The organism is Jatrophihabitans cynanchi (assembly GCF_027247405.1).
Taxonomy (GTDB): Bacteria; Actinomycetota; Actinomycetes; order Mycobacteriales; family Jatrophihabitantaceae; genus Jatrophihabitans_B; species Jatrophihabitans_B cynanchi.
In genome coordinates, this window is sequence record NZ_CP097463.1 from 2,885,673 (window position 1) to 2,908,490 (window position 22,818).

General features: G+C 70.9%; 21 protein-coding genes, 1 pseudogene and 1 riboswitch. Of the genes and pseudogenes, 7 read left to right on the forward strand and 15 right to left on the reverse strand.

The features are described from left to right. Positions 1 to 16: 16 nt before the first annotated feature. From M6B22_RS14105 to M6B22_RS14125, 5 genes are all read right to left on the reverse strand, one after another. Positions 17 to 643 carry a DUF4232 domain-containing protein gene (locus M6B22_RS14105; RefSeq protein ID WP_269442196.1) on the reverse strand — a complete coding sequence of 209 codons (627 nt, stop codon included), beginning with the start codon at positions 641 to 643 and terminating at the stop codon, positions 17 to 19. Further along, positions 640 to 3,408 carry a fibronectin type III domain-containing protein gene (locus tag M6B22_RS14110; protein WP_269442197.1) on the reverse strand — a complete coding sequence of 923 codons (2,769 nt, stop codon included), beginning with the start codon at positions 3,406 to 3,408 and terminating at the stop codon, positions 640 to 642. The genes M6B22_RS14105 and M6B22_RS14110 overlap by 4 nt, the downstream gene beginning before the upstream one ends. A gap of 184 nt (positions 3,409 to 3,592) precedes the next feature. Next, on the reverse strand, positions 3,593 to 5,218 hold the full coding sequence (locus M6B22_RS14115) for a long-chain fatty acid--CoA ligase (protein ID WP_269442198.1): 1,626 nt from the start codon (positions 5,216 to 5,218) through the stop codon (positions 3,593 to 3,595). Positions 5,219 to 5,256: 38 nt separating this feature from the next. Then, positions 5,257 to 6,558, reverse strand: coding sequence for a lipase family protein (locus M6B22_RS14120; protein ID WP_269442199.1), 1,302 nt, complete (start codon positions 6,556 to 6,558; stop codon positions 5,257 to 5,259). Then, positions 6,555 to 6,827, reverse strand: a complete 273-nt coding sequence (locus tag M6B22_RS14125) for a hypothetical protein (RefSeq protein ID WP_269442200.1) — start codon at positions 6,825 to 6,827, stop codon at positions 6,555 to 6,557. The genes M6B22_RS14120 and M6B22_RS14125 overlap by 4 nt, the downstream gene beginning before the upstream one ends. 180 nt (positions 6,828 to 7,007) lie before the next feature. Between M6B22_RS14125 and M6B22_RS14130 the strand changes: the two genes are divergently transcribed. The 3 genes from M6B22_RS14130 to thrC all read left to right on the forward strand — a co-directional run bounded on the left by M6B22_RS14130 (position 7,008) and on the right by thrC (position 9,352). Beyond that, positions 7,008 to 7,316 (forward strand): DUF3263 domain-containing protein, encoded by a 309-nt coding sequence (locus M6B22_RS14130; protein ID WP_269442201.1) that lies wholly within the window; start codon positions 7,008 to 7,010, stop codon positions 7,314 to 7,316. 68 nt (positions 7,317 to 7,384) lie between these two features. Continuing rightward, entirely contained in the window at positions 7,385 to 7,879 is a 495-nt protein-coding gene (locus tag M6B22_RS14135; RefSeq protein ID WP_269442202.1) for a LytR C-terminal domain-containing protein, read from the forward strand. Positions 7,880 to 7,927: 48 nt separating this feature from the next. Continuing rightward, positions 7,928 to 8,070, forward strand: a riboswitch (SAM riboswitch). 13 nt (positions 8,071 to 8,083) lie between these two features. After that, positions 8,084 to 9,352, forward strand: coding sequence for a threonine synthase (gene thrC / locus M6B22_RS14140; RefSeq protein WP_269442203.1), 1,269 nt, complete (start codon positions 8,084 to 8,086; stop codon positions 9,350 to 9,352). A 502-nt stretch (positions 9,353 to 9,854) separates the two neighbouring features. On the opposite strand, the gene M6B22_RS14145 is transcribed toward thrC, so the two are convergent. Continuing rightward, positions 9,855 to 10,835, reverse strand: coding sequence for a BadF/BadG/BcrA/BcrD ATPase family protein (locus M6B22_RS14145; protein WP_269442204.1), 981 nt, complete (start codon positions 10,833 to 10,835; stop codon positions 9,855 to 9,857). 316 nt (positions 10,836 to 11,151) lie between these two features. Between M6B22_RS14145 and M6B22_RS14150 the strand changes: the two genes are divergently transcribed. Both M6B22_RS14150 and M6B22_RS14155 read left to right on the forward strand, forming a co-directional pair. Next, positions 11,152 to 11,355 carry a cold-shock protein gene (locus tag M6B22_RS14150; protein WP_269442205.1) on the forward strand — a complete coding sequence of 68 codons (204 nt, stop codon included), beginning with the start codon at positions 11,152 to 11,154 and terminating at the stop codon, positions 11,353 to 11,355. Positions 11,356 to 11,470: 115 nt separating this feature from the next. Further along, complete coding sequence (locus M6B22_RS14155; protein WP_269442206.1) at positions 11,471 to 11,800, forward strand: putative quinol monooxygenase; 330 nt, start codon at positions 11,471 to 11,473, stop codon at positions 11,798 to 11,800. Here M6B22_RS14155 and M6B22_RS14160 read toward each other — a convergent pair. Next, positions 11,778 to 13,184, reverse strand: a complete 1,407-nt coding sequence (locus tag M6B22_RS14160; protein WP_269442207.1) for a sensor histidine kinase — start codon at positions 13,182 to 13,184, stop codon at positions 11,778 to 11,780. The two genes, M6B22_RS14155 and M6B22_RS14160, sit on opposite strands and share 23 nt — an antisense overlap. Before the next feature lie 24 nt (positions 13,185 to 13,208). Next, entirely contained in the window at positions 13,209 to 13,892 is a 684-nt protein-coding gene (locus tag M6B22_RS14165; RefSeq protein ID WP_269442208.1) for a response regulator transcription factor, read from the reverse strand. Between the two features lie 203 nt (positions 13,893 to 14,095). Here M6B22_RS14165 and M6B22_RS14170 point away from each other — a divergent pair, with 203 nt between their 5' ends. Together M6B22_RS14170 and groL are read left to right on the forward strand one after the other, a co-directional pair. Then, entirely contained in the window at positions 14,096 to 15,022 is a 927-nt protein-coding gene (locus tag M6B22_RS14170; RefSeq protein ID WP_269442209.1) for a D-alanyl-D-alanine carboxypeptidase family protein, read from the forward strand. 163 nt (positions 15,023 to 15,185) lie between these two features. Beyond that, entirely contained in the window at positions 15,186 to 16,811 is a 1,626-nt protein-coding gene (gene groL, locus M6B22_RS14175; RefSeq protein WP_269442210.1) for a chaperonin GroEL, read from the forward strand. A 311-nt stretch (positions 16,812 to 17,122) separates the two neighbouring features. Here groL and M6B22_RS14180 read toward each other — a convergent pair whose 3' ends face one another. From M6B22_RS14180 to M6B22_RS14210, 7 genes and pseudogenes are all read right to left on the reverse strand, one after another. Continuing rightward, complete coding sequence (locus M6B22_RS14180) at positions 17,123 to 18,982, reverse strand: Na+/H+ antiporter (RefSeq protein ID WP_269442211.1); 1,860 nt, start codon at positions 18,980 to 18,982, stop codon at positions 17,123 to 17,125. A gap of 35 nt (positions 18,983 to 19,017) precedes the next feature. Further along, positions 19,018 to 19,302, reverse strand: a complete 285-nt coding sequence (locus M6B22_RS14185) for a VOC family protein (protein ID WP_269442212.1) — start codon at positions 19,300 to 19,302, stop codon at positions 19,018 to 19,020. After that, a complete protein-coding gene (locus M6B22_RS14190; RefSeq protein WP_269442213.1) occupies positions 19,299 to 19,457 on the reverse strand; it encodes a VOC family protein in 159 nt (52 codons plus the stop codon). The genes M6B22_RS14185 and M6B22_RS14190 overlap by 4 nt, the downstream gene beginning before the upstream one ends. Before the next feature lie 102 nt (positions 19,458 to 19,559). Continuing rightward, positions 19,560 to 19,865 (reverse strand): colicin immunity domain-containing protein, encoded by a 306-nt coding sequence (locus tag M6B22_RS14195; protein ID WP_269442214.1) that lies wholly within the window; start codon positions 19,863 to 19,865, stop codon positions 19,560 to 19,562. Beyond that, complete coding sequence (locus M6B22_RS14200; protein ID WP_269442215.1) at positions 19,858 to 21,216, reverse strand: colicin D domain-containing protein; 1,359 nt, start codon at positions 21,214 to 21,216, stop codon at positions 19,858 to 19,860. Before M6B22_RS14200 ends, M6B22_RS14195 begins: the two co-directional genes overlap by 8 nt. 116 nt (positions 21,217 to 21,332) lie before the next feature. Further along, on the reverse strand, positions 21,333 to 21,848 hold the full coding sequence (locus M6B22_RS14205) for an HNH endonuclease signature motif containing protein (protein WP_269442216.1): 516 nt from the start codon (positions 21,846 to 21,848) through the stop codon (positions 21,333 to 21,335). An 85-nt stretch (positions 21,849 to 21,933) separates the two neighbouring features. Beyond that, a pseudogene (locus M6B22_RS14210) lies at positions 21,934 to 22,674 on the reverse strand (transposase); the annotation flags it as partial. Positions 22,675 to 22,818: the final 144 nt, after the last annotated feature.

Below are 22,818 nucleotides of genomic sequence, written 5' to 3' on the forward strand. Positions count from 1 at the left end.
TCTTGCCCCTGCCCGGTCAGGAGCTGAGCGCGATGGGGTCGACGGTGACCGTGCAGGCGCGCATCTGCAGCTGGGGGCGGTGTGCGCGCAGGGCCTGTAGCGGCGCCGGGGCGGTGACCTCGACGCTGTCCGACAGCGGCGCCTGGCACGTCGAGTGATCGCGGATCTGCGCCTCGGCCTGGGCGCCGGGGGCGAGATGGACCAGTCGCGCGGTCGTGCCCGGCGCGGGCTTGGAGGTGGACAGCACCGTCCCGTCCGCGCGCAGCAGTCGCGCCGTCGGGAAGCCGGACAACGAGCACTCGGTGGTCGAGGTGTTGGTGTAGGTGACCCCGGCGATCTCGTAGTTCTGGTACGCGCCGCCCGGCAGTACCCGGACGGTGAGTTGCTGCACGGTGCAGAGGTCGGCCGGCGCGGCGGGCGGGCCCGCATGGGTCGGCGCCGCCGTGGAGTGGCTCGCGCTCGGCGTCGTCGTCGGTGCCGTAGAGGTGCTGCTCGCCGCAACCGTCGTGGGTGGTGCGACCGGCGTGCTCAGCGGGGCCGCGGCGGACGTGGCCGGCGCCGCGGGCTTGCCGGTGCTGCAGGCCACGAGGGCGAGCGCGCAGCCGACGAGCAGCCCCGGCGCGGCGGCACCGCGCCACCTCACCTGTCGATCCGCAGGTCGGTCGAGTACGGCAGGCTGCCGACCGCCAGGTGCGTGGACGACTGCAGCTGGCGCCACAGCTCGGACCACGCCTCGCGGCCGGTCATCGAGTAGCAGCTGTTCGCCTGGTCGCAGGCGGTCCACTCGGTCAGCGCGCCGCCGAAGTTGATCCGCGGCTGGCTCGCGTTCACACCGGTCAGCGAGATGTACTTCCACTGCGCGGCCATCGTGGTGTTGTACACCTGCGGCAGGTTGATCGTGCGGGTCGGCGCGGCGCCCGCCGCGAGGTTGTACAGCCCGGCCATCGTCCAGCCGTTGTTGCAACCGCGGTTGGTGGCGGTCCAGGAGCAGCCGTCGGCCGAACCGTTGAACACGAACGGCGCGCTGGTCGCGTTCAGGTAGCCGTTGAGCCACGACCGCGTGCTGGTGTACGAACCGCGGAACCCGGGCTCGATGTCGTTCGCGCCGGCCACCGTGATGCCGGTGAAGCCGCGGGCGTAAGCCACGATCGGGTCGACGACCCGGTCCGCCCAGCCCGCGCCCGCGGCGGCGGTGACGTCCATGTCGTTGTTCGTGCCGATCGCGATCATCACCGGCGCACTGGGCTTCTGCGCGCTCGCGTAGCCGGCGATGTACGACTTCACGTTGCTGACCAGGTCGGCGTAGGAGATGAACCGGGTGGTCGCGCTGAGCACCACGCCGCCGTCGTAGTGGTCCTGGCCGCCGATGTCGAGCAGCACCAGGTAGCCGTGTCCGGACGGGTTGGCCGTGGCGTCGGCGATGCCCTCGGCGCGCATGACCGCCAGGTCGGTGCTGCTCGCGCCGCGGATGTTGCGGATGTAGCGGCTCGTCGAGACCGGGGCCGGCGAGGTCTGCGGTGGCGGCGCGGTCTGGGTCACGACCGCCGCTGACGTGGCGTACGGCGACAGGCCGGCGGCGTTGCGGGCCGAGACGCGGAACGTGTAGCTGGTCTTCGAGCGCAACCCGATGACCGTCGCCGACGTCGTGGTGCCGCCGACATTCACGCTGACGCCGTCCGGCACCGACGTGACGACGTAACCGGTCGGCGGGGCGCCGCCGTCGTTCGCGGGCTTCTGCCAGGTCACGGTGGCGCCGCCGAAGCCGCCCTGTGCGAGCACCGCCTGCGGCACCGAGGTGACCTTGGGGTGCACGGCGATGATCAGGTGACAGCCCAGTGACGTGTCCTTGCCGGTACCCACGTTCAGCGCGGTGATGCACACGGTGTGCTCGCCGGCGTCGGCCGGGATGGTGAAGGCGAAGCCGTGCGCCTCGCCCCAGCCGGGGTGCGCGGACGCGACGTCGGGACGTGTGTACGCGGCGGGCTTGTCGGCGTACGGCTTGCCGTCGATGGTGGCGCGCACCGAGATCGACGCCGTACTGCCCTGGTCGATCGCCCAGCCGAGCACGCGCACGTTGGGGGTGTCGGACGTGCGGCGGTAGAGCCGCTCGAACGCACCGAGCGGGTCGAAGTTGAGGGTGATGCTCGCGCACGCCTGACGGGGGCTGCCGGTGCCGTAGCTGACGTTGACGCCGACGGCGCACACGGTGTGCCGTCCCGGCCCCGCGGCCAGGCTCTGGGCGAACGAGTGCCCGCTTCCGCCCCCGGCGAGCACCGTTCCGGCGGGAGCGCCGTCGAGGGTGAGCTGGACGGTGAGCTTGGCGCCGGCCACGTCCGGATCGGTTGCCACGCCCGTCACGCGCAGCCCGTTGGCGGTCTGCTTGATCGAGCTGACGGTGGTGCGCGGGTTGTAGTCGAGCGCGATGTTCGCACACGCGACCCAGCTGTCGGCGCCGAAGCGCACGTTGTAGCCGCGCACGCACACCCGATGCGTGCCCGACGGAGCCGGGTAGGTTGCGGTGAAGCCGTGGTTGCCGTGGCCGGCTGCCGCCCGGGATGCGGTCGTCCTGCCCAGCAACGTCGCGTCCAGGTAGATCCCGGTGCTGATCGCCGAGCCGCTGTCCGGGTCGGCGGCCCAGCCGGACACCGAGAACCCGCCGGGCGTCTGCGCCAGCCGGGTGATCGCCCCGGCCGGATCGAAGTCGACGGTGATGCTGCGGCAGCCCAATCCGGAGTTCAGCCCCCAGCGGACGTTCACCGCGGTGACGCAGATCGAGTAGCGGCCGGCGGCCAGCGCGAACGACGGGCGGAAGCCGTGCCCGGCGTAGGTGCGGTAGTTCGCCGTCACCCGGCCAAGGGGGCGGCCGTTCGCGGTGACGTCGACGCTGATCGGCCCGCGGCTGTTGGGATCGCTCGCGCCGCCGAACACCTTGATGCCGCCGGGCACCTGCTGCACGGCGCTGAACCGGCCGGTCGGGTTGTTGTTCAGGGTGATGGTGCGGCAGTAGAAGCGGTTGTTGTGGCCCGGGCCGCGGTCGACCGCGGTGAGGCAGACGCGGTTGTAGCCGTAGCGCAGGCGCACGTTCAGGGCGAAGCCGTGCTGCGATCCGTGCCAGCCGTACGCGGCGGGGACCGCGGGACGCCGGTCGTTCGCGCGCACCGTACCGGCGGCGTGGCCGTTGACCGTGGCGCGCACGAGTAGCGCAGAACGGGTGTCGTAGTCGAACGCCCAGCCGGTCAGCCGGTAGTAGTGGGCGGAGATCTGCGTGGCCGTGACTGTCCGGCCGGACGGCGAGTGCCGCGTCGCCGCAGTGGCTGCCTGGCTGACGACGGTGGCCAGGCCCAGGGTGAGAACCGTGACGAGGAGGATGACCCAGCCACGACGGCGCAGGGTGCGAGGTCCGCTCATGTGCAACTTTCCCGATACGAGGCGACGTACGTGCTCGCTGCCTGTCTCGGGCGCAACAGCCCCTCGCTGTACTTCCGTGCGCGCCCACCCCCGAGTGGTCCGGGGGCGACAAGATCAAACCATTAATGGTACCGAAGTGACAACTGTGGCTCATGGGACGACACGCCGGTCTCGACGGAACGCCTCACACCGGCAGCACGTGCTCGGCGAACCGGTCCCGCAGCGTCTTCTTGGAGAACTTGCCGACACTTGTCTTGGGGACCTCGTCGATGAAGACAACATCGTCCGGTAGCTGCCAGGAGTTGAGCCGTTCGCGCAGAAAGTCCAGCACCTCGTCCCGCTCCAGCCGCTCGCCGTCGCGGACCACCACACAGGCCAGCGGGCGCTCGCCCCACTTCGGGTGCGGCAGCGCGATGACCGCCGCCTCGGCCACCTTGGGATGCGCCATGATCTGGTTCTCCAGCTCGACCGAGCTGATCCACTCCCCGCCGGACTTGACCAGATCCTTGGTCCGGTCGACCAGCCGCAGGTAGCCGAGCGGGGAGATCGCGGCCACGTCGCCGGTGCGCAGCCAGCCGTCCGGCGAGAACTGCTCGCCCGGCTCGTCGGTGCGGTAGTACTGGCTCGCCAGCCACGGGCCGCGGCACTCCAGTTCGCCGGTGGCCGTGTCGTCCCAGGGCAGCTCCTCGCGGGTCGCGGAGTCGACGATGCGCAGGTCGACACCGGGCGGGGCGATGCCGGCCGTCGCGCGGATGTCGGCCTGCTCGTCCTCGGACGCGTCGGCGTACTCGGCCCGCAGGTAGCACACCGAGCCGAGCGGCGACATCTCGGTCATCCCCCACGCCTGGGTGATCGGCAGGCCCACCTTCGCCCGCCAGGCCTCGGACAGGGAACGCGGCACTGCCGAACCACCGCAGATGATCGTGCGCAGGCTGGACAGGTCGTGCTGGTCCAACAGCGGCACCATGCCCATCCAGATCGTCGGCACGCCCGCCGCGACGGTCACCCGCTCGGACTCCATCAGCGCCAGCAGCCCGGCCGGGCTCAGGTCCGGACCCGGCATCACGAGCGAGGACCCGCCGAGGAACGCCGCGTACGGCAGCCCCCACGCGTTGGCGTGGAACATCGGCACGACCGGCAGGATCGTGTCCGCGTCGGTCATCCCGAAGACGCCGCTGGTCAGCGAGGCGTTCGAGTGCAGCCAGGTGGAGCGGTGCGAGTACAGCACTCCCTTCGGGTGTCCGGTCGTCCCGCTGGTGTAGCAGATCGCGGCCGCCTGCCGCTCGTCCGTGACCCGGCCACCGAGGTCGGCCTCCTCGACGCCGGCGAGCAGGTCCTCGTACCGCACGACCCGCGGATCGTCCGGCAGTTCGGCGGGCGCCCCGTCGTCCATCACGATCACGTGCTTGAGCGTGCGCAGTTCGGGCAGGTACTTCGCGAACAGCGGCAGCAGCGACCGGTCGACGAACACCGCCTCGTCCTCGGCGTGCTCGAACGTGTAGATCAACTGCTCGGGGAAGTAGCGGATGTTGCCGGTGTGGATCACGCGGCCGGTGCCCGGGATCGCGAAGTAGAGGCCGAGGTGCCGCGCGGTGTTCCACGCGAACGTGGCGACCCGCCCGCCCGGGCTGATGCCGAGGCTGTCGATCGCGGCGGCCTGCCGGCGGGTCTCGCCGCCGATCTCGGCGAAGGTCCGGCGCTCCAGCCCGGTGGCCGTCCTGGTGGTGACGGTCCGGGTGCCGAAGAACCGCTCGCCCCGTTCGAGGATCCAGGTCGTGGTGAGCGGAATGTCCTGCATCAGTCCCAACATGCAGTGATCGTGGTCCAACCCCTCGGCCGCGGCAAGGGTCATCGATAGGTGCGCGTGATGAGGAACGTCTTGGATCGCACGCTGCTCGCGCCGAAGAAGCCGGCCGCGCTGTGCAGGTAGCGGCGGATCGCGAAGTCGTCGCTCGCGTCGGCCCGGGCTGCGCCGTACCGGTAGGACGTGTCGATGCCGTGCGCGTCGCCGATGCTGTCGCGCGCGCCGTCGAACCGCACCGTCGTCACGTTGGCGCGGTCCGGGTTGCCATGACCGTCCAGGTGCGGGATCAGGTCGTGCCGGTTCTCCAGGGCGAGCACCGCGACGCCCTTCGGCACCTCGCCGGCGAAGCCGCCGACCGGCGAGCCGGCGGTCACCACGTGGGTGATCTTGAACGCGCCGGTGCGCACCGCGTCGCGCGCCGCTGCCAGCGCGACCATGCCGCCGAGGCTGTGGCCGACCAGCATGACGTCATCGCTCGGGCGGACGCCGGCCTGCCTCATCGCCGCGAGCACCCCCGCCTCGTAGGTGGTCGGCAGGCCGTCGATCGCGCGCAGGTTGGTGGCCACGCCGACGACGTCGGCTGTCTGGTGCGCCGGCGTCCAGTCCTTGGTGCCCGGGATGTCGACGAGCACGTGCCGCACCCCGTTGGCGCCGGTGAGGATCTTGACGTCGATCTCGCCGGCGGCACCGGCGTTGCGCAACTGCAGCCCGGCCATCAGGTCGGCGAGCCCGCGGGGCGGCCGTGCGGCGCCGGGGCGGGAGTCCTCGCCGGTCGTCGTCACGACGGGCGAGCCGTCGGCGCAGTACGCGCGCAGCATCAGCAACGTCTCGGACAGCGACGTCCCGGGCAGCAGGCCGGGCAGGACGGGTGCGAGGTCGACGGTGAGGTCGGCCAGCGCCGGGTCGTGCAGCGCGGCCTGCTGCAGGGCGCTGCCCGGGCCGCCGGCGACGAACGCGGTGCTTCCGGCGAACACGGCGCCGGGCAGCGCGACGGTGGCGTCCCAGGCGGTGCCGGCCAGTTCGGTCAGGCCGTGCCAGATGCCGCTGTCCGCGCCCTGGTACTCGGCGATCGCGTGGCCGAGCAGGTGGCAGAAGGTGCGCAGGTCGTGCGCGAGCGCGTCCAGTGCGGCGACGCCCGCCTCGAGAGCCGCCGCCGCCTCCAGCGCGCCGAGCGGGTCGACGATCGGGGCCTGCGACCGCAGCGCCGTCAATGCGGGCAAGCATTCGCCGCGGATGTCGTCGATCCGGCTGGCCTGGCGGTTCAGCAACACGGCGGTGCGGCGGACGTCCTCGAACTGCGCGGCGATCCCGTCGGCGCCACCGCTGACCGTGACCCCGCCGCTCACGGCCGGACACCCGGCGGCAGGCCGTCGGCCACCTGGATCGCGTGGCGGCGGATCAGGTCGGCGGCCGCGTCCAACTGCGCCGCCCTGGTTCGCAGCGCCAGCGCGGTCTCGTGCAACCGGTCGCGGAAGCGGGTCGCCGCGACCGACTGCCACGACGTGGTGCCCCCGGCCAGCGCGATGCAGATCGCAGTCTCGCGCAACGCATCGGCCTGGGCGAGCACGCGGGCCGCCGCGGCGTTCAGCTCGGCCGGGTCCGGCAACCAGGACATGTCGGACAGCATCCAGCCCGGTGTGCCCGGCTGCCAGCGCGTGGGCGAGTATGTGGACGAGCCGCCGGTTGTCCACAGCGCGCCGACCCGCCGATGTGGCGGCGGCCGTGATTGAATGGCGACCGGTGAATCACACCGGTGCAATTTGCACGGTGCAGCGAGTCGAGGGAGCACGCCGACATGGATTTCGCCCACGCCGCGGCCGAGAACGGCGGCGGTGCCGACAATCCGGCCGCCGACGGTCTGAGTCGCCGCGACCGCGAGATCTTGTCCTTCGAACGGCAGTGGTGGAAGTACGCCGGCGCGAAGGAGCAGGCGATCCGTGAGCTGTTCGACATGTCCACCACGCGCTACTACCAGGTCCTCAACGCACTGATCGATACGCCGGCCGCCCTCGCCGCCGACCCGATGCTGGTCAAGCGGTTGCGGCGGCTGCGCGCCACCCGCCAGCGGCAACGTTCGGCCCGACGACTCGGTATCGAGGTCTGAACGGTCGGGCCGGCCGTACCACCCGCCTGATCGCGCGCCGGCGGAGGCGGGAACGACTCGGCGGGGCGGTGCTGGCCATCGTCGGCGTCGCGGTTCTCGTCGTCGCCGTCTTCGCGCTGCGGCACCCCGACGGCCGGGGGGTAAGAGCCGGGACGAAGGTGGTGACCACCACGCGGCCGCCTACCTCGCATGCGAGCACGCCACCGGCCACCGGTTCCGCCTCGACCACCCGCTCCTCCGCGCCGACGACGGGTGGCACGACGTCCACGCCGGTGCGGCTGCCCCTGGTCGTGCTGAACAACACCACGGTGCAGGACCTCGCCAAGGGCGCGGCCGCGCGGTTCCGCTCCGGCGGCTGGACCGTCACGCAGTACGCCAACTACCAGAACGACATCATCTCGACCTGCGCGTACTACGACCCGACGGTGGCCGGTGCGCGCGAGGCGGCCCTGGCGCTGCGGGCCCAGTACCCCACCATCAAGCGGGTCGAGCCGCAGTTCAGTGAGCTCAGCCGCTTCGACAGCCCCATCGTCGTGATCCTCGTGCACGACTACGTGCCGTAAAGACGCGTACGCCGCTGTGCGAGGATGGGCACCACAACCGAATACGCACGCTCATCCAGAGGGGCAGAGGGACCGGCCCGACGAAGCCCCGGCAACCGTGCGTGAACTTCTGCTCGCCCGTCGCGACGCGAGGCCGTTCACGCAGCTGGTGCCAACTCCGGCCTGGGGGACCTCCCCGGGAAAGATGAGGAGAAGGGCCTCGCCATGACTGCTGTTGCAGACCGTCCCACGCTCGGATCACCGGCCTCGGCGTTGGTGTGCCGCAACTGCGGCGCCCAGTTCCCGCTCGGTGCCCAGCACGCCTGCTTCGAGTGCTTCGGCCCGCTCGAGATCGGCTACGACGCCGACGCGCTCGCCCGCGTGACCCGCGCGGACATCGAGGCGGGGCCGCATTCGCTGTGGCGCTACGCCGGGCTGCTGCCGGTGGGCCAGAACCCGGCCACGCGAGTGGACTCCGGCACCGGGATGACGCCGCTGATCCGCGCCGACCGGCTGGCCGACGAACTGGGCTTCACCGCGCCGGTGTGGGTCAAGGACGACTCGGCGAACCCGACGCACTCGTTCAAGGACCGCGTCGTGTCGGTGGCGATCACGGCCGCGCGCGAGTTGGGCTTCTCGCGTATCGCGTGTGCGTCGACCGGAAACCTGGGCAACTCGGTCGCGGCCCATGCGGCGCGGATCGGGATGCCGTCGATCGTGTTCGTGCCGTCGGACCTGGAGGCGCCGAAGATCGTCCAGTCGGCGATCTACGGTGGCACGCTGGTTGGCATCGAGGGCTCCTACGACGACGTCAACCGGCTGTGCTCGGAGCTGTCCGAGACCGACGAGTTCGAGTCCACCGGCTTCGTCAACGTGAACGTTCGCCCTTACTACGCCGAGGGATCGAAGACGCTCGGCTTCGAGGTAGCCGAGCAGCTCGGCTGGCGGCTGCCCGCGCAGTACGTCGCGCCGATGGCGTCCGGCTCGATGCTGACGAAGATCAACAAAGCGTTCAAGGAGCTGGTGGCGGCCGGCCTGGTGCCGTCGTCGCAGTGGAGCGTGTTCGGCGCGCAGTCGGCCGGATGCGCGCCGATCGCGACCGCGTTCGCCTCCGGTGCCGACGTGGTGGTGCCGGTGAAGCCGACCGGGATCGCGAAGTCGCTGAACATCGGCAACCCGGCCGACGGGCCGTACGCGCTGGACGCGGTGCGCGGGTCCGGCGGGGCGATGGCCGCGGTGGGCGACGAGGAGATCCGCGAGGGCATCCGGTTGCTCGCGCGCACGACCGGGGTGTTCGCCGAGACCGCCGGTGGCGTGACGGTCGCGGTGCTCAAGAAGCTGGCGGCCTCCGGCGAGCTGGACACCTCGCGCGAGACGGTCGTGTTCAACACCGGCGACGGCCTGAAGACGATCGACGCCGTGAGCGGGGGAGCGCGGCCGACCGCCGTGATCCCGCCGACGATCAAGGGCATGCGCGCCGCCGGCCTGCTGTAGTCCGGGCTCACTCCTGGTGCGCCGCCGCGGGGTGAGGTGCGCTGCGGCGGGGTGAAGTGCGCTGCGGCGGGGCGGGGTGCGCTGCGGCGGGGCGGGGTGCGCCACCGCGGGGTGAGGTGCGCCGCTCCTGCGGCGGTGTGTGGCGCTGCGGCGGGGTAGGTCACCCTGCAGTTCGACGGCGCCGGCCAGGTGACGCCGGTCGATGGCTGTATCGCCTCGGCACCGGTGGTTCCCGGAGCCGGCTCGCTCGACCTTCGAACCCGGGGCGGCGTCCACGCACTGAACCCGGCACCGGACTCGCCGCTTCCCCCACCCACTGACCAACGCGACGCCGCTCCCCCCACCCACTGACCAGAATCCCGGCCGGATTCTCGTCACAGCGTGGGGGAAGCGGAGCCGGACTGGTCGCGAGCGTCGGGCTGACGCGTCGCCGCGGTAATGGGCGCGGTGCGACCTTCCTGAGCTGGGCGGCTAGGACGAAGCAGGTGCCGGAAACCCCTGGCTAGCTCACGGCGCCGATCAATCGCGCATGCACATCGGGGTCGAGCACGCCACGGGCGGCGAGTGCCAGGGCCGCGGCACCGGCAGCGCCGGATCCGGCGCTGCGCACTTGCAGTGCGAAACCGGCCAGCCGCTGCAACACCGCCGAGCGCACCGGCCCGCCGGCGAGCAACGTGCCCGCCAGCACCAGTTCGCCGTACAGCGCGCGCGGCGATTGCCCGGACGAATCACCGGACGGATCACCGGACGAATCACCGGAAGTCACCGCGTACAGCCCGGCGACCAGCCGGTCCGCGGCCGCCTCGACAAGCCCTGCGGCCACGCGGTCGCCCGCCTCCGCGGCGCGGGTCACGAGCGGCGCGAGCGATCCGAGTTGCGCCGGATCGGCCGCGTGCAAGCGGGTGACGAGCACTTGCGCCAGGTCCTCGTCCGGGCGGGCTCCCACCTGCTCGGCGAGATGGGCACACAGCCGGGTCGCCGGCCCACGCCCGTCCCAGGCGTCGAGCGCCGCACGTGCTCCGCGCAGTCCCAGCCAGGCGGCCGAGCCCTGATCGCCCAGCGGCCAGCCGTACCCGTCGCAGCGCCGCGCGATCCGGCGGTGTCGCAAGGCCGCGGCTGCAGCGCCCGCGCCGGCCTGCAACAGCAAGCCGTCCGGCTGCGGCGTTCCGGAAGCGAAGGCCGTCTCCAGGTCGGTGACGACTTCGGGCCGGCCGCCGAACCCGGCTGACCACCACGCCATGTCCGCTGCGCTGCGGACGACGGCCGGTTCCACCGCCGCGCAACTGCCCAGCACGCCGCCGCATACACGGGCCGGATCCAGGCCGCCGAGTGCGCTCGCCAGCACGGCGGCGAAACGCCCCTGAGGAAAGCCGCTGTTCGCTCCGGGCGCGGCGCCCCGGCCGACAACTGCACCGTCCAGGGTGGCGATGAGCGCGCGAGTGCTGGTTACGCCGGCGTCGATGCCCACGACCAGTTCGGTCACCGCGCCAACCTAACAGCGGGTTCGTTCGCGCGGCGGCCGAGCGCCACCCGTCGAGGCCGATTTTGTTTGTCGTACCGACAAAAACCAGCGTGCCGCATGACCACGAACAGCACGCGCAACGGGGTGCGGCGCACTGTTGGCGAGGGGCGGTGGACCGTGTAGCGTCCGCCACGGTCGAAGTGACGAGTTTTCGCAAGCGAAGGACCACGGTCCCGCGGGAGCGTGCACTGCAGTATGCGGGACCAGAACGAAGACCCCGCCGCCACGAAGTGTGGTGGCTGGATTGGGCCCGCAGGGGACTGAGCAAGGAGTGCACGTGGCACAGGGCACCGTGAAGTGGTTCAACAACGAGAAGGGCTACGGCTTCATCGCCGTGGACGGCGGCCAGGACGTGTTCGTCCACTACTCGGCCATCCAGTCGGACGGCTACCGTTCGCTCGACGAGGGCCAGCGGGTCGAGTTCGAGGTGGCCCAGGGCCCCAAGGGTCCGCAGGCCGACGCGGTGCGCATCGTCGGCTGAGGCCGGCCCCTCGCGTCACGAACGCCCGGTCCGCACGGACCGGGCGTTCGTCGTCCGGGCAGGTCGCGGCCGCGCCTGCGGGAATCGGCCCGCGCTCAAGAACGTTGGGTCCGACATGAGCGAGACAGCACAGTTCGGCGCCCTGCTGCAGATGACCACCCTTCCCGGTCACCGCGAGGAAGTGCTGCGTGTACTGGGCAACTACGCCAACACGCTCGACGGCGAGCCCGGCACGACGCTCTTCACGACCGCTGCCGACCCGAATGACGAGGACGTCATCTGGCTGTGGGAGGAGTTCGCCGACGGTGCCGCCGTCCAGGCGCACTTCCGGCATGACTTCTTCCAGGCGCTGCAGCTGGAGCTGGCCGACCTGCTCGCCGAACCCGCGCTCGTGCGCCCGCTCGCGCCGTACGCGCGACGGGTCAATCCGGTTCCCGCGGAGTAGCCACTGCCGCACCGGGCGGCACGCGGTGCAGGGTGAGCACGAACGTCGTGGGCGCTCCGGGCGCCACCTCCAGCGTGCCCTGGTGCAGGGCGGCGTTCTCGCGGGCGATCGCCAACCCGAGGCCGGTGCTCCCGGCATCGCTCGCGCGTGCCGTGTCCGCCCGCACGAACCGGTCGAAGACCGTCGGGACGAGGGCCGGGTGCAGGCCCGGGCCGCAGTCGGCGACGATCACCTGCACCCACTGCGCGCGCCCGTCGATGGTGACCTGAACCGGCGGGACGCCGTGCTGCACGGCGTTGCCGATCAGGTTGCGCACCACCGTGTGCAGCCGCCGCGCATCGGCCTGCACCCGCGGGTCGCCGAGCACGCTGACCGAGACGTCCTGGTCCGGCGCGACCGTCCTGGCGGCATCGGCGGCCAGCGCCCCAAGATCCACCTGCTCCAGTTCCAGGCGCGCCTGCCCGGCGTCGAACCGTGAGATCTCCAGCAGGTCCTCGACCAGGGCGTTCATGCGCCTGCTCTGCTCGCCGACCAACTCACCTGCGCGGTCGCGGCGCTGGCCGTCGGCGCTGTTCAACCCCTCGGCTGCGGCCAACATCGCGGCGAGCGGGGTGCGCAACTCGTGCGAGACGTCCGAGACGAACCGCCGCTGCTGCTCCTGTGCCGCGCGCAACGCCCGCAAGGCGTGCGACAGCCGGTCGGCCATGTCGTTGAACGACAGCGCCAGTTCACCCAGTTCGTCCCGGCCGTGCACGGGTACGCGGGTGTCCAGGGCGCCCCCACCGAGCCGCCGGGCCGCCGCCGCCGTTTCGCGCACCGGCCGGCTGATCCGGCCGGACACCGCGAGGCCCAGCAGCAGCGCGACGACCAGCCCGGCGATGTCGAGCCTGATCAGGTCGCTGCGCAACCGGGCGAGTTGTTGCTCGACCGGCGTGAAGTCGTAGAACTCCACCAGCGCCACGTCGTTCTGGTCGAGCCGCCCGCCGATCGCGAGCTTGCGCGCACCGTCGACCCGGGTCCAGCCGTCGGAGATGCCGCCGCCGAAGCTGACGCTGACCGAGGCAGGGACGTCGCTCATGCTCGCGCCCGCGTCGATGTTCCGCGAGGTGTCGGACAGGTCGATCGCGGTCCAGGCGATGCCGCCGCGCTGGCCGACGAAGTCGCTGACCGCCTGCACCGCGGGGATCTCCGGCTGCCGTTTCACGGCGTTCGTCGCCTGCTGCAGGTCGGCCACCGCGCCGGTGCGGGCCGCGGCGATGAACCGGCTCTCGGTGCCGCTGCGCTCCAGCTCGTAGGCCGCGAACGTCACCACCACGGTGCTGCCCAGGACGGCAACCGCCACCGTTGCCGCGATGCGGGTGCGCAGGCTGATCCGCAGCTTCACGAGCCGACCGTCACGGCAAGACCGTCACGGCAAGACAAGGCGGTACCCCACCCCGCGCACGGTCTTGATCAGGGCCGGGTTGGCCGGCTCGTCCTCGATCTTCGCGCGCAGCCGCTGCACGCAGGCGTCCACCAGCCGCGAGTCGCCGAGGTAGCCGTAGTCCCAGACGCGCTCGAGCAGCACGCGCCGCGACAGCACCTGCCCGGCGTGGTGCACCAGCTCCAGCAGCAGGCGAAGCTCGGTGGGTGTCAGGTGCAGCTCGGTGCCGTCGCGATGCACGGTCATCGCCGCCTCGTCCAGGGTCAGCGAACCGATCGCGAACACCGCTTGCGCCTCTGCGGGCCGCGCGGTCGCGCGGCGCAGCACCGCCTTGATCCGCGCGTCCAGGACGCGCGGTTCGACCGGCTTGGTCACGTAGTCGTCGGCGCCGCACTCCAGCCCGACCACGACGTCGATCGGATCGCTGCGCGCGGTGAGCAGCACGACCGGCATCGCGTCGGCGCCGGCCAGCCGGCGGCACACCTCGAACCCGTCGATGCCGGGCAGCATCACGTCCACGATCGCCAGATCGACGCGCCGTTCCTGCGCCAGCGCCAACCCGTCCTCGCCGGTGGCCGCCGTCCGCACGCTGTGGCCGAGGCCGGTCAGCGCGAGCGAAAGAGCCTCGGCGACGGCTGCGTCGTCCTCGACGACGAGCAGCTGTGCCATGGGTCTCCTCCCGGTTACCGACCGTCCATCCTGTCCCGCCGATGTCCGGGACGAGTCATCACTGTGTCACAGGCCGGTCACGCCCGGCCGTGTCACATGCCGGTCACGCCGGAGCTGCGCAAACCGCGATCGTGACCGCATCGTCGAGCGGTTGGGACGCGACGGTCGCGCGGCGGTGACGTGCGTTCGCGACGGTGATCAGCATGAGCCTTCGCCGCCCCGCCGCCGTGATCGCCCTGTGCTGCTCGCTCGCCTGGGCCGCGCTGGTGGCGACCCGCATCGCCGACCGTCCGGCGAGCACCACCGCGGGACACCCGGAACACACCCTGTCGGACGTCACCGTCCCGTGGCCCGCGCACGGCCAGGCGGCGCTCGCGGTGGACGGTCGCGGTGACCTCGGCGCGTCCGGTGGCAGCCGGCCGGTGCCGATCGCGAGCCTGGCCAAGATGATGACCGCCTACCTGGTGCTGGCCGATCACCCGCTGGGCGGCGACGAGCGCGGCTTCACCGTCACCTTCCAGGACCAGGACGTGCTCGACTGGAAGCTGCGCAACGGCGGCGACCAGTCGCTCGTCCGCGTCGAGGCCGGCGAGGTGATGGACGAGCGGCAACTGCTCGAGGCGCTGTTGCTGCCCTCGGCGAACAACATCGCGATCGTGCTCGCCGTACACGAGGCGGGCAGCGTCACGGCGTTCGTGCGGCGGATGAACGACACCGCCGACCGGCTGGGCATGAAGGACACCACCTACACCGACCCGAGCGGGCTGGACGCCGGCACCGTCTCGACCGCCCCCGACCAGTTGCGCCTGGTCCGTACCGCGCTGCGGGACGCGACGTTCGCGGACATCGTCTCGATGCCGTCGACGTCGCTGCCGGTGGTCGGCGAGGTGGAGAACACCAACCCGCTGCTGCGGCTGCCCGGCTTCCTCGGGGTCAAGACCGGTTCGGACGACGCGGCCGGTGGCTGCCTGGCCTTTGCCGCTGTCCGGCGGGTCGGCGGCCGGCAGGTGACCGTGCTCGGCGTGGTGCTCGGGCAGCGGGACGGGCCGCTGCTGGCGGCGGCCGCCCGGGCTGCCCGGCCGCTCGCCGAGGCGGGCTTCCGCGCCGCCGAGACGCCGGGTTCGCGCTGACAGGCCGCCGCTTGCACTCTCCGGGGGCGAGTGCCAGACTTGCGTTAGCACTCGGCTATGCTGAGTGCCAATCCGGCCAGGGGTGAGGCGCTCGGGATGAGCGTCGTCCGTCGCGGGCACCGCCGGTCGGCTCACAAGCGTTGTTCATGAAGGGACGACACGCATGGCTAAGTTGATCGCGTTCGACGAAGAGGCCCGTCGTGGCCTCGAGCGCGGCATGAACACTCTCGCCGATGCCGTCAAGGTGACGCTGGGCCCGAAGGGTCGCAACGTCGTGTTGGAGAAGAAGTGGGGCGCCCCCACGATCACCAACGACGGTGTCAGCATCGCCAAGGAGATCGAGCTCGACGAGCCGTACGAGAAGATCGGCGCCGAGCTGGTCAAGGAAGTGGCCAAGAAGACCGATGACGTAGCCGGCGACGGCACGACGACGGCCACCGTGTTGGCGCAGGCGCTCGTCAAGGAAGGCCTGCGCAACGTTGCCGCCGGAGCCAACCCGATGGCGCTCAAGCGCGGCATCGAGGCGGCTGTGGCGTCGGTGTCCGAGGTGCTGAGCAACCAGGCCAAGGACGTCGAGACCAAGGAGCAGATCGCCGCCACCGCGTCGATCTCTGCCGCTGACAACACCGTCGGCGAGCTCATCGCCGAGGCGATGGACAAGGTCGGCAAGGAAGGCGTCATCACCGTCGAGGAGAGCAACACCTTCGGGCTCGAGCTCGAGCTCACCGAGGGCATGCGCTTCGACAAGGGCCACATCAGCCCGTACTTCGTCACGGACGCCGAGCGCATGGAGGCCGTCCTCGACGACCCGTACCTGCTCATCGTCGAGTCGAAGATCTCGAACGTGAAGGACCTGCTGCCGCTGCTGGAGAAGGTCATGCAGTCCGGCAAGTCGCTCGCGATCCTCGCCGAGGACGTCGAGGGCGAGGCGCTGGCCACCCTGGTCGTGAACAAGATCCGGGGCACGTTCAAGTCGGTTGCCGTCAAGGCCCCCGGCTTCGGCGACCGCCGCAAGGCCATGCTGCAGGACATCGCGATCCTGACCGGTGGCACCGTGATCAGCGAGACCGTCGGCCTCAAGCTCGAGAACGCCACGCTCGATGACCTCGGCAAGGCGCGCAAGATCGTCGTCACCAAGGACGAGACCACGATCGTCGAGGGTGCCGGCGATGCCGAGCAGATCCAGGGCCGGGTCAACCAGATCCGTGCCGAGATCGAGAAGAGCGACTCGGACTACGACCGCGAGAAGCTGCAGGAGCGCCTGGCCAAGCTGGCCGGCGGTGTTGCGGTCATCAAGGTCGGTGCCGCGACCGAGGTCGAGCTCAAGGAGCGCAAGCACCGCATCGAGGACGCCGTCCGCAACGCGAAGGCGGCCGTCGAGGAGGGCCTGCTCCCGGGTGGTGGCGTCGCGCTCGCGAACGCCACGGTGACCGCGTTCGAGAAGCTGGACCTGGTGGGCGACGAGGCGACCGGCGCGAACATCGTCAAGGTTGCGCTGCTCGCGCCGCTGAAGCAGATCGCGATCAACGCCGGCCTCGAGGGCGGCGTCGTCTCGGAGAAGGTGCTCGGCCTCAAGCCGGGCTGGGGCCTGAACGCCGCGACCGGTGAGTACGTCGACATGTTCGCTGAGGGCATCGTCGAGCCGGCCAAGGTGACGCGTTCGGCACTGCAGAACGCCGCGTCGATCGCCGCGCTGTTCCTCACCACCGAGGCCGTTGTGGCCGACAAGCCGGAGAAGGCTGCTGCCCCCGCGGGTGGCGGCATGCCCGGCGGTGACATGGACTTCTGATCGCTCGCGATCAGAAGCGTAGGTACAGCTGATCGCTCGCGATCAGAAGCGCAAGCGCGAAGGGGCGGTCCCGATCAGGGGCCGCCCCTTCCGCATCCCCGCCCCCCTCCGCATCCCCGCCCCCCTCCGCATCCCCGCCCCCCTCCGCATCCCCGCCCCCTTTCCGCATCCCCGCCCCCTTTCCGCATCCCCGCCCCCTTTCCGCTGAGTGGCGGGTTATCCGTTCAGTGGCGGGCTATACGTCGCCACTCAGCGGGAAAGCCGCCACTCAACGGCGCGAGGTGGCCAGCGAGTGCGCGGATGCCGTGCGATCAGCCGAGCAGCTGGTCCACGAAGCACCAGCGCCACGCCTCGCCCGGCTCGATGCTGCGCATCACCGGGTGGGCGGTCTCGCGATAGTGCCCGGTCGCGTGGCGCTGCGGCGAGGAGTCGCAGCAGCCCACGTGGCCGCAGGTCAGGCACAGCCGCAGGTGCACCCAGGTGGTGCCGTCGCGCAGGCACTCCTCACACCCTGCCGGTGTGCGGGCGGTGACCACACGCGGGGCGGCCTGCAGGTGCTCGCAGTCGCCGGCCCGGCGCGCGGCCGTGGTCAACTCGTCGTCGATACGTGAGGCGGCGTCCTCGACCCGATCGAGCATCGACTCCTCCGTATCGATCGCGGCGAGCGCGGTACGCAAGATCACGTCGTCGTACACGCCGGTGCTGCGCGCCTGCAGGATCGAGGCCCGTTCGGCCGCGAGCATCTGCATGCGCAGCCGGCGGTAGGCGGCCGCGGGCGGTTCGATCTCGGTCTGCGACCTGCCGAGCTGCTCCCAGATCTGATTGGTGCGCCGCGTCGCTCGCTCGCGCAGTTGGGCGATGACCTCCGGCGAGTCCTCCGGTGTCACCGCCAGGTCGAGCACCTGCAGTCCCTCGCGAGCGGCGGCGGTGACGAGCGCGGCGGTCTGCAGCGCGTCCTCGGCGGCGTCCGGGCCGGGCAGCCCGAGACGCCGTACCAGCCAGGGCAGGGTCAGTCCCTGGATCAGCAACGTCCCGGCGACGACGGTGAACGCGGCCAGGGCGAGCAGGTCCCGCTCGGGGGTGTCCGCGGGCAGCACGAACACCGCGGCCAGCGTGACGACACCGCGCATGCCTGCCCAGGAGACGATCGCGGCCACCGCCCACGGCCACTGGTTGCCGCGGAGCACCCGGATCGTGGCGGTCGCGCCGAAGACGTAGACGATGCGGACGATCACCGTGGCCACGAGCACCAGGGCGCACGGCGGGACGATGTGCGTCCACGGCAGGTGCTCGGAGCGCACCCCGTCCAGCAGCCGCCTGATCTGCAGCCCGATGAGCAGGAAGACCACGTTCTCCAGCAGGAACTGGACGGTGCGCCAGTTGATGTTCTCGGCGATCCGCGAACTTGCCGTCTGCAGCACCGGCGCGGCGTGCCCGAGCATCAGCCCGGTGACCACGACCGCGAGCACGCCGGACGAATGGAGCTGCTGCGCCGGCAGGAAGGCGACGTACGGCGCGGCGAACGAGAGCGTGGTGTCCAGCACCGGGTCGGTGATGCGCTTGCGGATCAGGGCTAGCACCAGCGCCGCGACGTAGCCGACGATCAGGCCGCCGCCGGCTTCGCGGACGAAATCCCAGCCGACGTGCCACGGCGAGACGGACGCCGACAGCGCGGCGATCGCCGTGTTCAGGGCGACGAGCGCGGTGGCGTCGTTGACCAGGCTCTCGCCTTCCAGAATGGACACGATGCGCCTGGGCATGCCGACCCGCCGCGCCACCGTGGTGGCGGCCACGGCGTCCGGGGGCGCCACGACAGCGCCGAGCGCGAACGCGGCGGCGAGCGAGACGCCGGGCACGACCCACCAGGACACGAAGCCGATCGCGACGGTGGAGAACGCGACGAGGCCGACCGAGAGCAGTGCGATCGGGCGCCGGTTGGTGCGGAAGTCGACGAGGCTGGTGCGGATCGCGGCCGCGTACAGCAGCGGCGGCAGCAGCCCGATCAGGACCAGGTCGGGGGTGAGCTGGATGTCCGGGAAGTGCGGGACGTACGAGAGCCCGACGCCGACCACGACCAGCACGAGCGGTTCGCTCAGGCCGATGCGGCGCGCACCGCCGGCGACGAAGCCGACCACGGCCACGATCGCCAGGATGTCCAGCGCGGCATGCACCGGCACATTGTTGCCTGCCGCGCGAGGCTGTGCGGTCAGCCGGTGCCCGGTTCGGCCGCCACGAAGATGCAGAACGGGTGTCCGGCCGGGTCGGCGAACACGTAGAGCGGCTCCTGCGGATCGGCGAACCGGTCGTGACGGACCTCGCCGCCGAGCTGTTGGACGCGGTCGCGCTGGCGGCCCAGTTCGTCGGCGGAGGGCACCCGCAGGTCCAGGTGCAACTGCTGCGGGATGCCGGCGTCCGGCCACGTCGTCGGGGGCAGCGACTCGACCTGCTGGAAGCCGAGCCGTCCCGGGCCGTTCGGATCGCGCAGGATCAACCAGTCGTGTCCGGCCGGGTCGGGCTCGCCGGCCGGGGCGTCTCATCGCCGGCCCGGTACTCGTAGCCCAGCAGTTGGCGGTAGAACTCGGCGAGACCGCGGGCGTCGGTCGTGTCCAGGACCACCGAGTTCAGGACGGGGAAGGCGTCTGTCATGCCCTACAGTCTGCGACCGGGTCGGCCGTGCCGCACCGATCTTCCTGCAGTTGGTGCCGGATCCGGTCGCAGCCGCAACCACGTCGCGCATGTCGATGCCGGTCAGTCCTCCGGCGCCACCTCCGCCAGCCGCTGCAGCGTCAGTACGGCCTTGGCGCGCAATTGCGCGGCGTCGATCCCGTTCACCTGGGCGCGCAGCCCGTCGTCCGCGACGTAGTCGTCGACATCGAAGAAGAAGTCTTCGAGTAGGCGGAACACTGGTTCTGGCCAGTTCGTGGCGTCTCGCTTGTACTGCGCGAGGAAGTTGTGTTCGAGCGTCTCTGCACTTGTGTCTCCGCTGACGAAGCGCTGCAGAAGTGCCCGGTACGGGGTGAGGGAGTCGCATCCGTAGTCGACGAATTCAGCCACCGCCCAGCACCCCTTTCGTGGTGACGTAGAGCAACTGCTTGGGCGACATCATCCAACCGCTGATGAAGCTACCGTCCAGCTTCTGGATCACCACAAGCATCGATTGTGCGTCGTAGTTGAGGATGACAGTCTGGCCGTGATACCTGCCGATAATGCGTGCTGTCGCAGGCCGGGCTACGAAGTCAGCAAGGCGATGTTCGAAGGCATCGAAGCCTTCGCGACCTCGCGGCAGGCGGATCCCGAAGTCGCTTGCGTGTTTGAAGTGGCTTTCGATCTGAGCGCGCGGCAGGCGGAGCGGCACGTCCGGCACTTCGGCTGCTGCTTCCAGGCGAGCGGCGGCCGCTTGCTCGGTCGTGGTGGCGGCGGCGACCGAGCGGGTCTGCGCCATGACCGGTCGAGCGGTCAGCAACGGGCGAAGGGACCTGCTGATCTCGGCGCAGCGCGGCGCGAGCCGGCCGATCGCCGCAGCACCGTCATGCGCCAGCCCGGCGAGGCGCGCAAGGATGGTGCTGATGCGCGCCGCGGTCGCCGCGATCCGGGCCACTTCGGCGCCCTGGGTCGGTGCCTGCGCGGCGCCGAACGAGACGAGGCTCAGCAGCGCACCGCCGCTCTCGATGGCCGCCGTCCAGGCGAGCAAGGTGGTGAGCTCGTGCTCGACCTGGGCGTGGGCGTGATCCAGGAACTCGGCGAACTCGACACAGTGCATGCCGAGGTCCTTGCACAGCTCGGCCAGTTGCTCGAGCGTGTCGCGTAGGCCGTTGCAGACGTCGATCGCGGTGTCCGCCTCGGGACTTGCCTGCTGGGCGATCACGTAGACCGCGTCGGCGACGAGATGGCTGGCGTCGTACAGTCCGCACGCACTCTCGTGCCAGGCGGTGGCGGCGCGATGCAGCCGGTCTTGGTGACCGTTCGGCCAGGCATACCCGACCAGGTGCGAGACCAGCCCCCACCCGGCCGGCCCACCGCCCGAGCCCCCGGTCGCTGACGGCAGCGCGCCCAGGAACACCGATCTGCTCCCGTACCCGAGGCCGGCCGGCACCGGTCCCGTCGCGCCTGCCGACGAATCCGCCTCGGCCGTTGCGTAGTTGATGCCGGTCCGTTCGAGCAGGTCAGCCAGCTGCAAGGCGGCGTTCAGCGCGTCCTGGACGCCACCGAGCGCTGCCCTCGCAGCCTCGTCGTAGGACGCCGCCCACCCCCGCGCGGCGGCGTCCGACCCGGCCATCGACGCCAGCCCGGACAGGCGGGCCGTCAGCGCCTGCGCCGCATCCTGGACCGTGCCGGAGACCGAGTCCCCGACGGCCGATCCGGCGGCGAGGTAGCCGGCCGGATCGACCGCGAGCGCGCCACCCATCTCTGCCTCCGAATCGGACATATCGGCCGGGCAGAGCCTATGCGAATCACGGGCCCGCTGGCGGGGCTGTGGACAAGGGTGATTCTCGACCGCGCCGGACGGAAGCGCCGCGGCCGCTAGGTCTTGAGCGGGTAGCTCGGTCGGGGGTCGTGTGCGGTGTTGCGGATGGGGGTTTGGTTGCCTGTCCAGGCGGGTGGGATCCAGTGTGGGATGCCTCCCCTGCCGGCTACGCCGTCATTGGCGGGGGGACTCCCATTGAGCATGCGGCACACCCAGCCGAGGCGTTCGAACGTGCGGTGGTGGTAGGTGCAGAGTAGGCAGCCGTTGTCGATGTGGGTGGGTCCGCCGTCGGCCCAGGGCACGATGTGGTGGACCTGGCAGTGTTGTGGGGGTGCGTCGCAGCCGGGGAATGAGCAGCCTTTGTCTCGGATGATCAGGGCGTGGCGTTGCTGGCGGGTGAAGATGCGGCAGGGGGTGCCGAGGGCTTCGATGCGCCGGTGTTGGTTGATCCAGACGGGTTGTACGAGGGTGTCCCCGCCGTCGGCCCACTGCCGGGCGGTGCTGGCGTGCACGATGGTGCCGTGTCCGGTGGTGGCGGTGCCGGTGCCGGTGAGGAACGCCTCGCGGGTCATGCTGAGTAGCAGGGTGCTGCTGATGCCGCCGCAGTCGGGCAGCAGTTCGGCGCGCTATCTGTCAAGTCAAATGAGACAGTTGTGGTCAGTTGATTTGGGGTTGAAGGTCGGGCTGGTTGATCCAGAACTGGATCGGCATGACCGGCGGGTGTGGTCGGCGGCCGAACCGGTCGGGGTGGGCGTGGTAGGCCGCAGTCAGCGTGTTCTGCCGCTGTTGATCGATCGCGTCGGCGGTGCCGAAGTGCACCGACGCGGGTGTATGCCAGGCGATGCCGGAATGCCGATGAATGTAGTTGTACTCGTGGAAGAAGCCGGCGCAGAACTGTCGGGCGTGCGCGAGCGAGGTGAACGAGGACGGGAACTCGGGCAGGTACTTCAGGGTCTTGAACTGCGCCTCGGAGAACGGGTTGTCATTGGACACGCGGGGTCGGGAGTGGGAGCGGGTGACGCCCAGGTCGGTCAGCAGCGCCGAGACGGGTTTGGAGGTCATCGAGGTGCCGCGGTCGGCGTGCACGGTATGCGGGACGGCGCCGTTGCGGTAGATCGCCTCGGCGATGAAGTCCTTAGCCAGCAGGGAATCCTCGACCGGGCTGACGATCCAGGACGGGTTGAACCGGGAGAAGATGTCGATCAGCACGTACAGCTGGAACCAGATCCCCTTGGCCGGTCCGCGCAGCTTGGTGATGTCCCAGGTCCACACCTGCGACGGGCCGTCGGCGAGCAGTTCGGGTTTCACTTTGGCCGGGTGGGTGGCCTGCCGTCGGCGTTCACGGCTCTGCCCAGCCTCGCGTGCGATCCGGTACATGCTCGAGGCCGAGCACAGGTAGCGGGCGTGTCAGATGGTCTGTGTGAGGGGTTGAGCTAACCCCGTGCGGGAGGCTCCTGCGGGAGCTGTCGCACAGATCGGAGAACACGATCATGACGATCACGATGATGCCGGGCGGCCGGGCCGCTGCGGTGAACGAGGTGC

Excerpts from the sequence above, each read along its gene's own strand:
- M6B22_RS14200 (WP_269442215.1), bottom strand. The coding sequence starts at position 21,216 with ATGGGTGGCGCGCTCGCGGTCGATCCGGCCGGCTACCTCGCCGCCGGA.
- M6B22_RS14170 (WP_269442209.1), top strand. The coding sequence starts at position 14,096 with ATGAGCCTTCGCCGCCCCGCCGCCGTGATCGCCCTGTGCTGCTCGCTC.
- M6B22_RS14165 (WP_269442208.1), bottom strand. The coding sequence starts at position 13,892 with ATGGCACAGCTGCTCGTCGTCGAGGACGACGCAGCCGTCGCCGAGGCT.
- M6B22_RS14125 (WP_269442200.1), bottom strand. The coding sequence starts at position 6,827 with ATGTCCTGGTTGCCGGACCCGGCCGAGCTGAACGCCGCGGCGGCCCGC.
- M6B22_RS14110 (WP_269442197.1), bottom strand. The coding sequence starts at position 3,408 with ATGAGCGGACCTCGCACCCTGCGCCGTCGTGGCTGGGTCATCCTCCTC.
- M6B22_RS14190 (WP_269442213.1), bottom strand. The coding sequence starts at position 19,457 with ATGACAGACGCCTTCCCCGTCCTGAACTCGGTGGTCCTGGACACGACC.
- M6B22_RS14205 (WP_269442216.1), bottom strand. The coding sequence starts at position 21,848 with ATGACCCGCGAGGCGTTCCTCACCGGCACCGGCACCGCCACCACCGGA.
- M6B22_RS14130 (WP_269442201.1), top strand. The coding sequence starts at position 7,008 with ATGGATTTCGCCCACGCCGCGGCCGAGAACGGCGGCGGTGCCGACAAT.
- M6B22_RS14155 (WP_269442206.1), top strand. The coding sequence starts at position 11,471 with ATGAGCGAGACAGCACAGTTCGGCGCCCTGCTGCAGATGACCACCCTT.
- groL (WP_269442210.1), top strand. The coding sequence starts at position 15,186 with ATGGCTAAGTTGATCGCGTTCGACGAAGAGGCCCGTCGTGGCCTCGAG.
- thrC (WP_269442203.1), top strand. The coding sequence starts at position 8,084 with ATGACTGCTGTTGCAGACCGTCCCACGCTCGGATCACCGGCCTCGGCG.
- M6B22_RS14115 (WP_269442198.1), bottom strand. The coding sequence starts at position 5,218 with ATGTTGGGACTGATGCAGGACATTCCGCTCACCACGACCTGGATCCTC.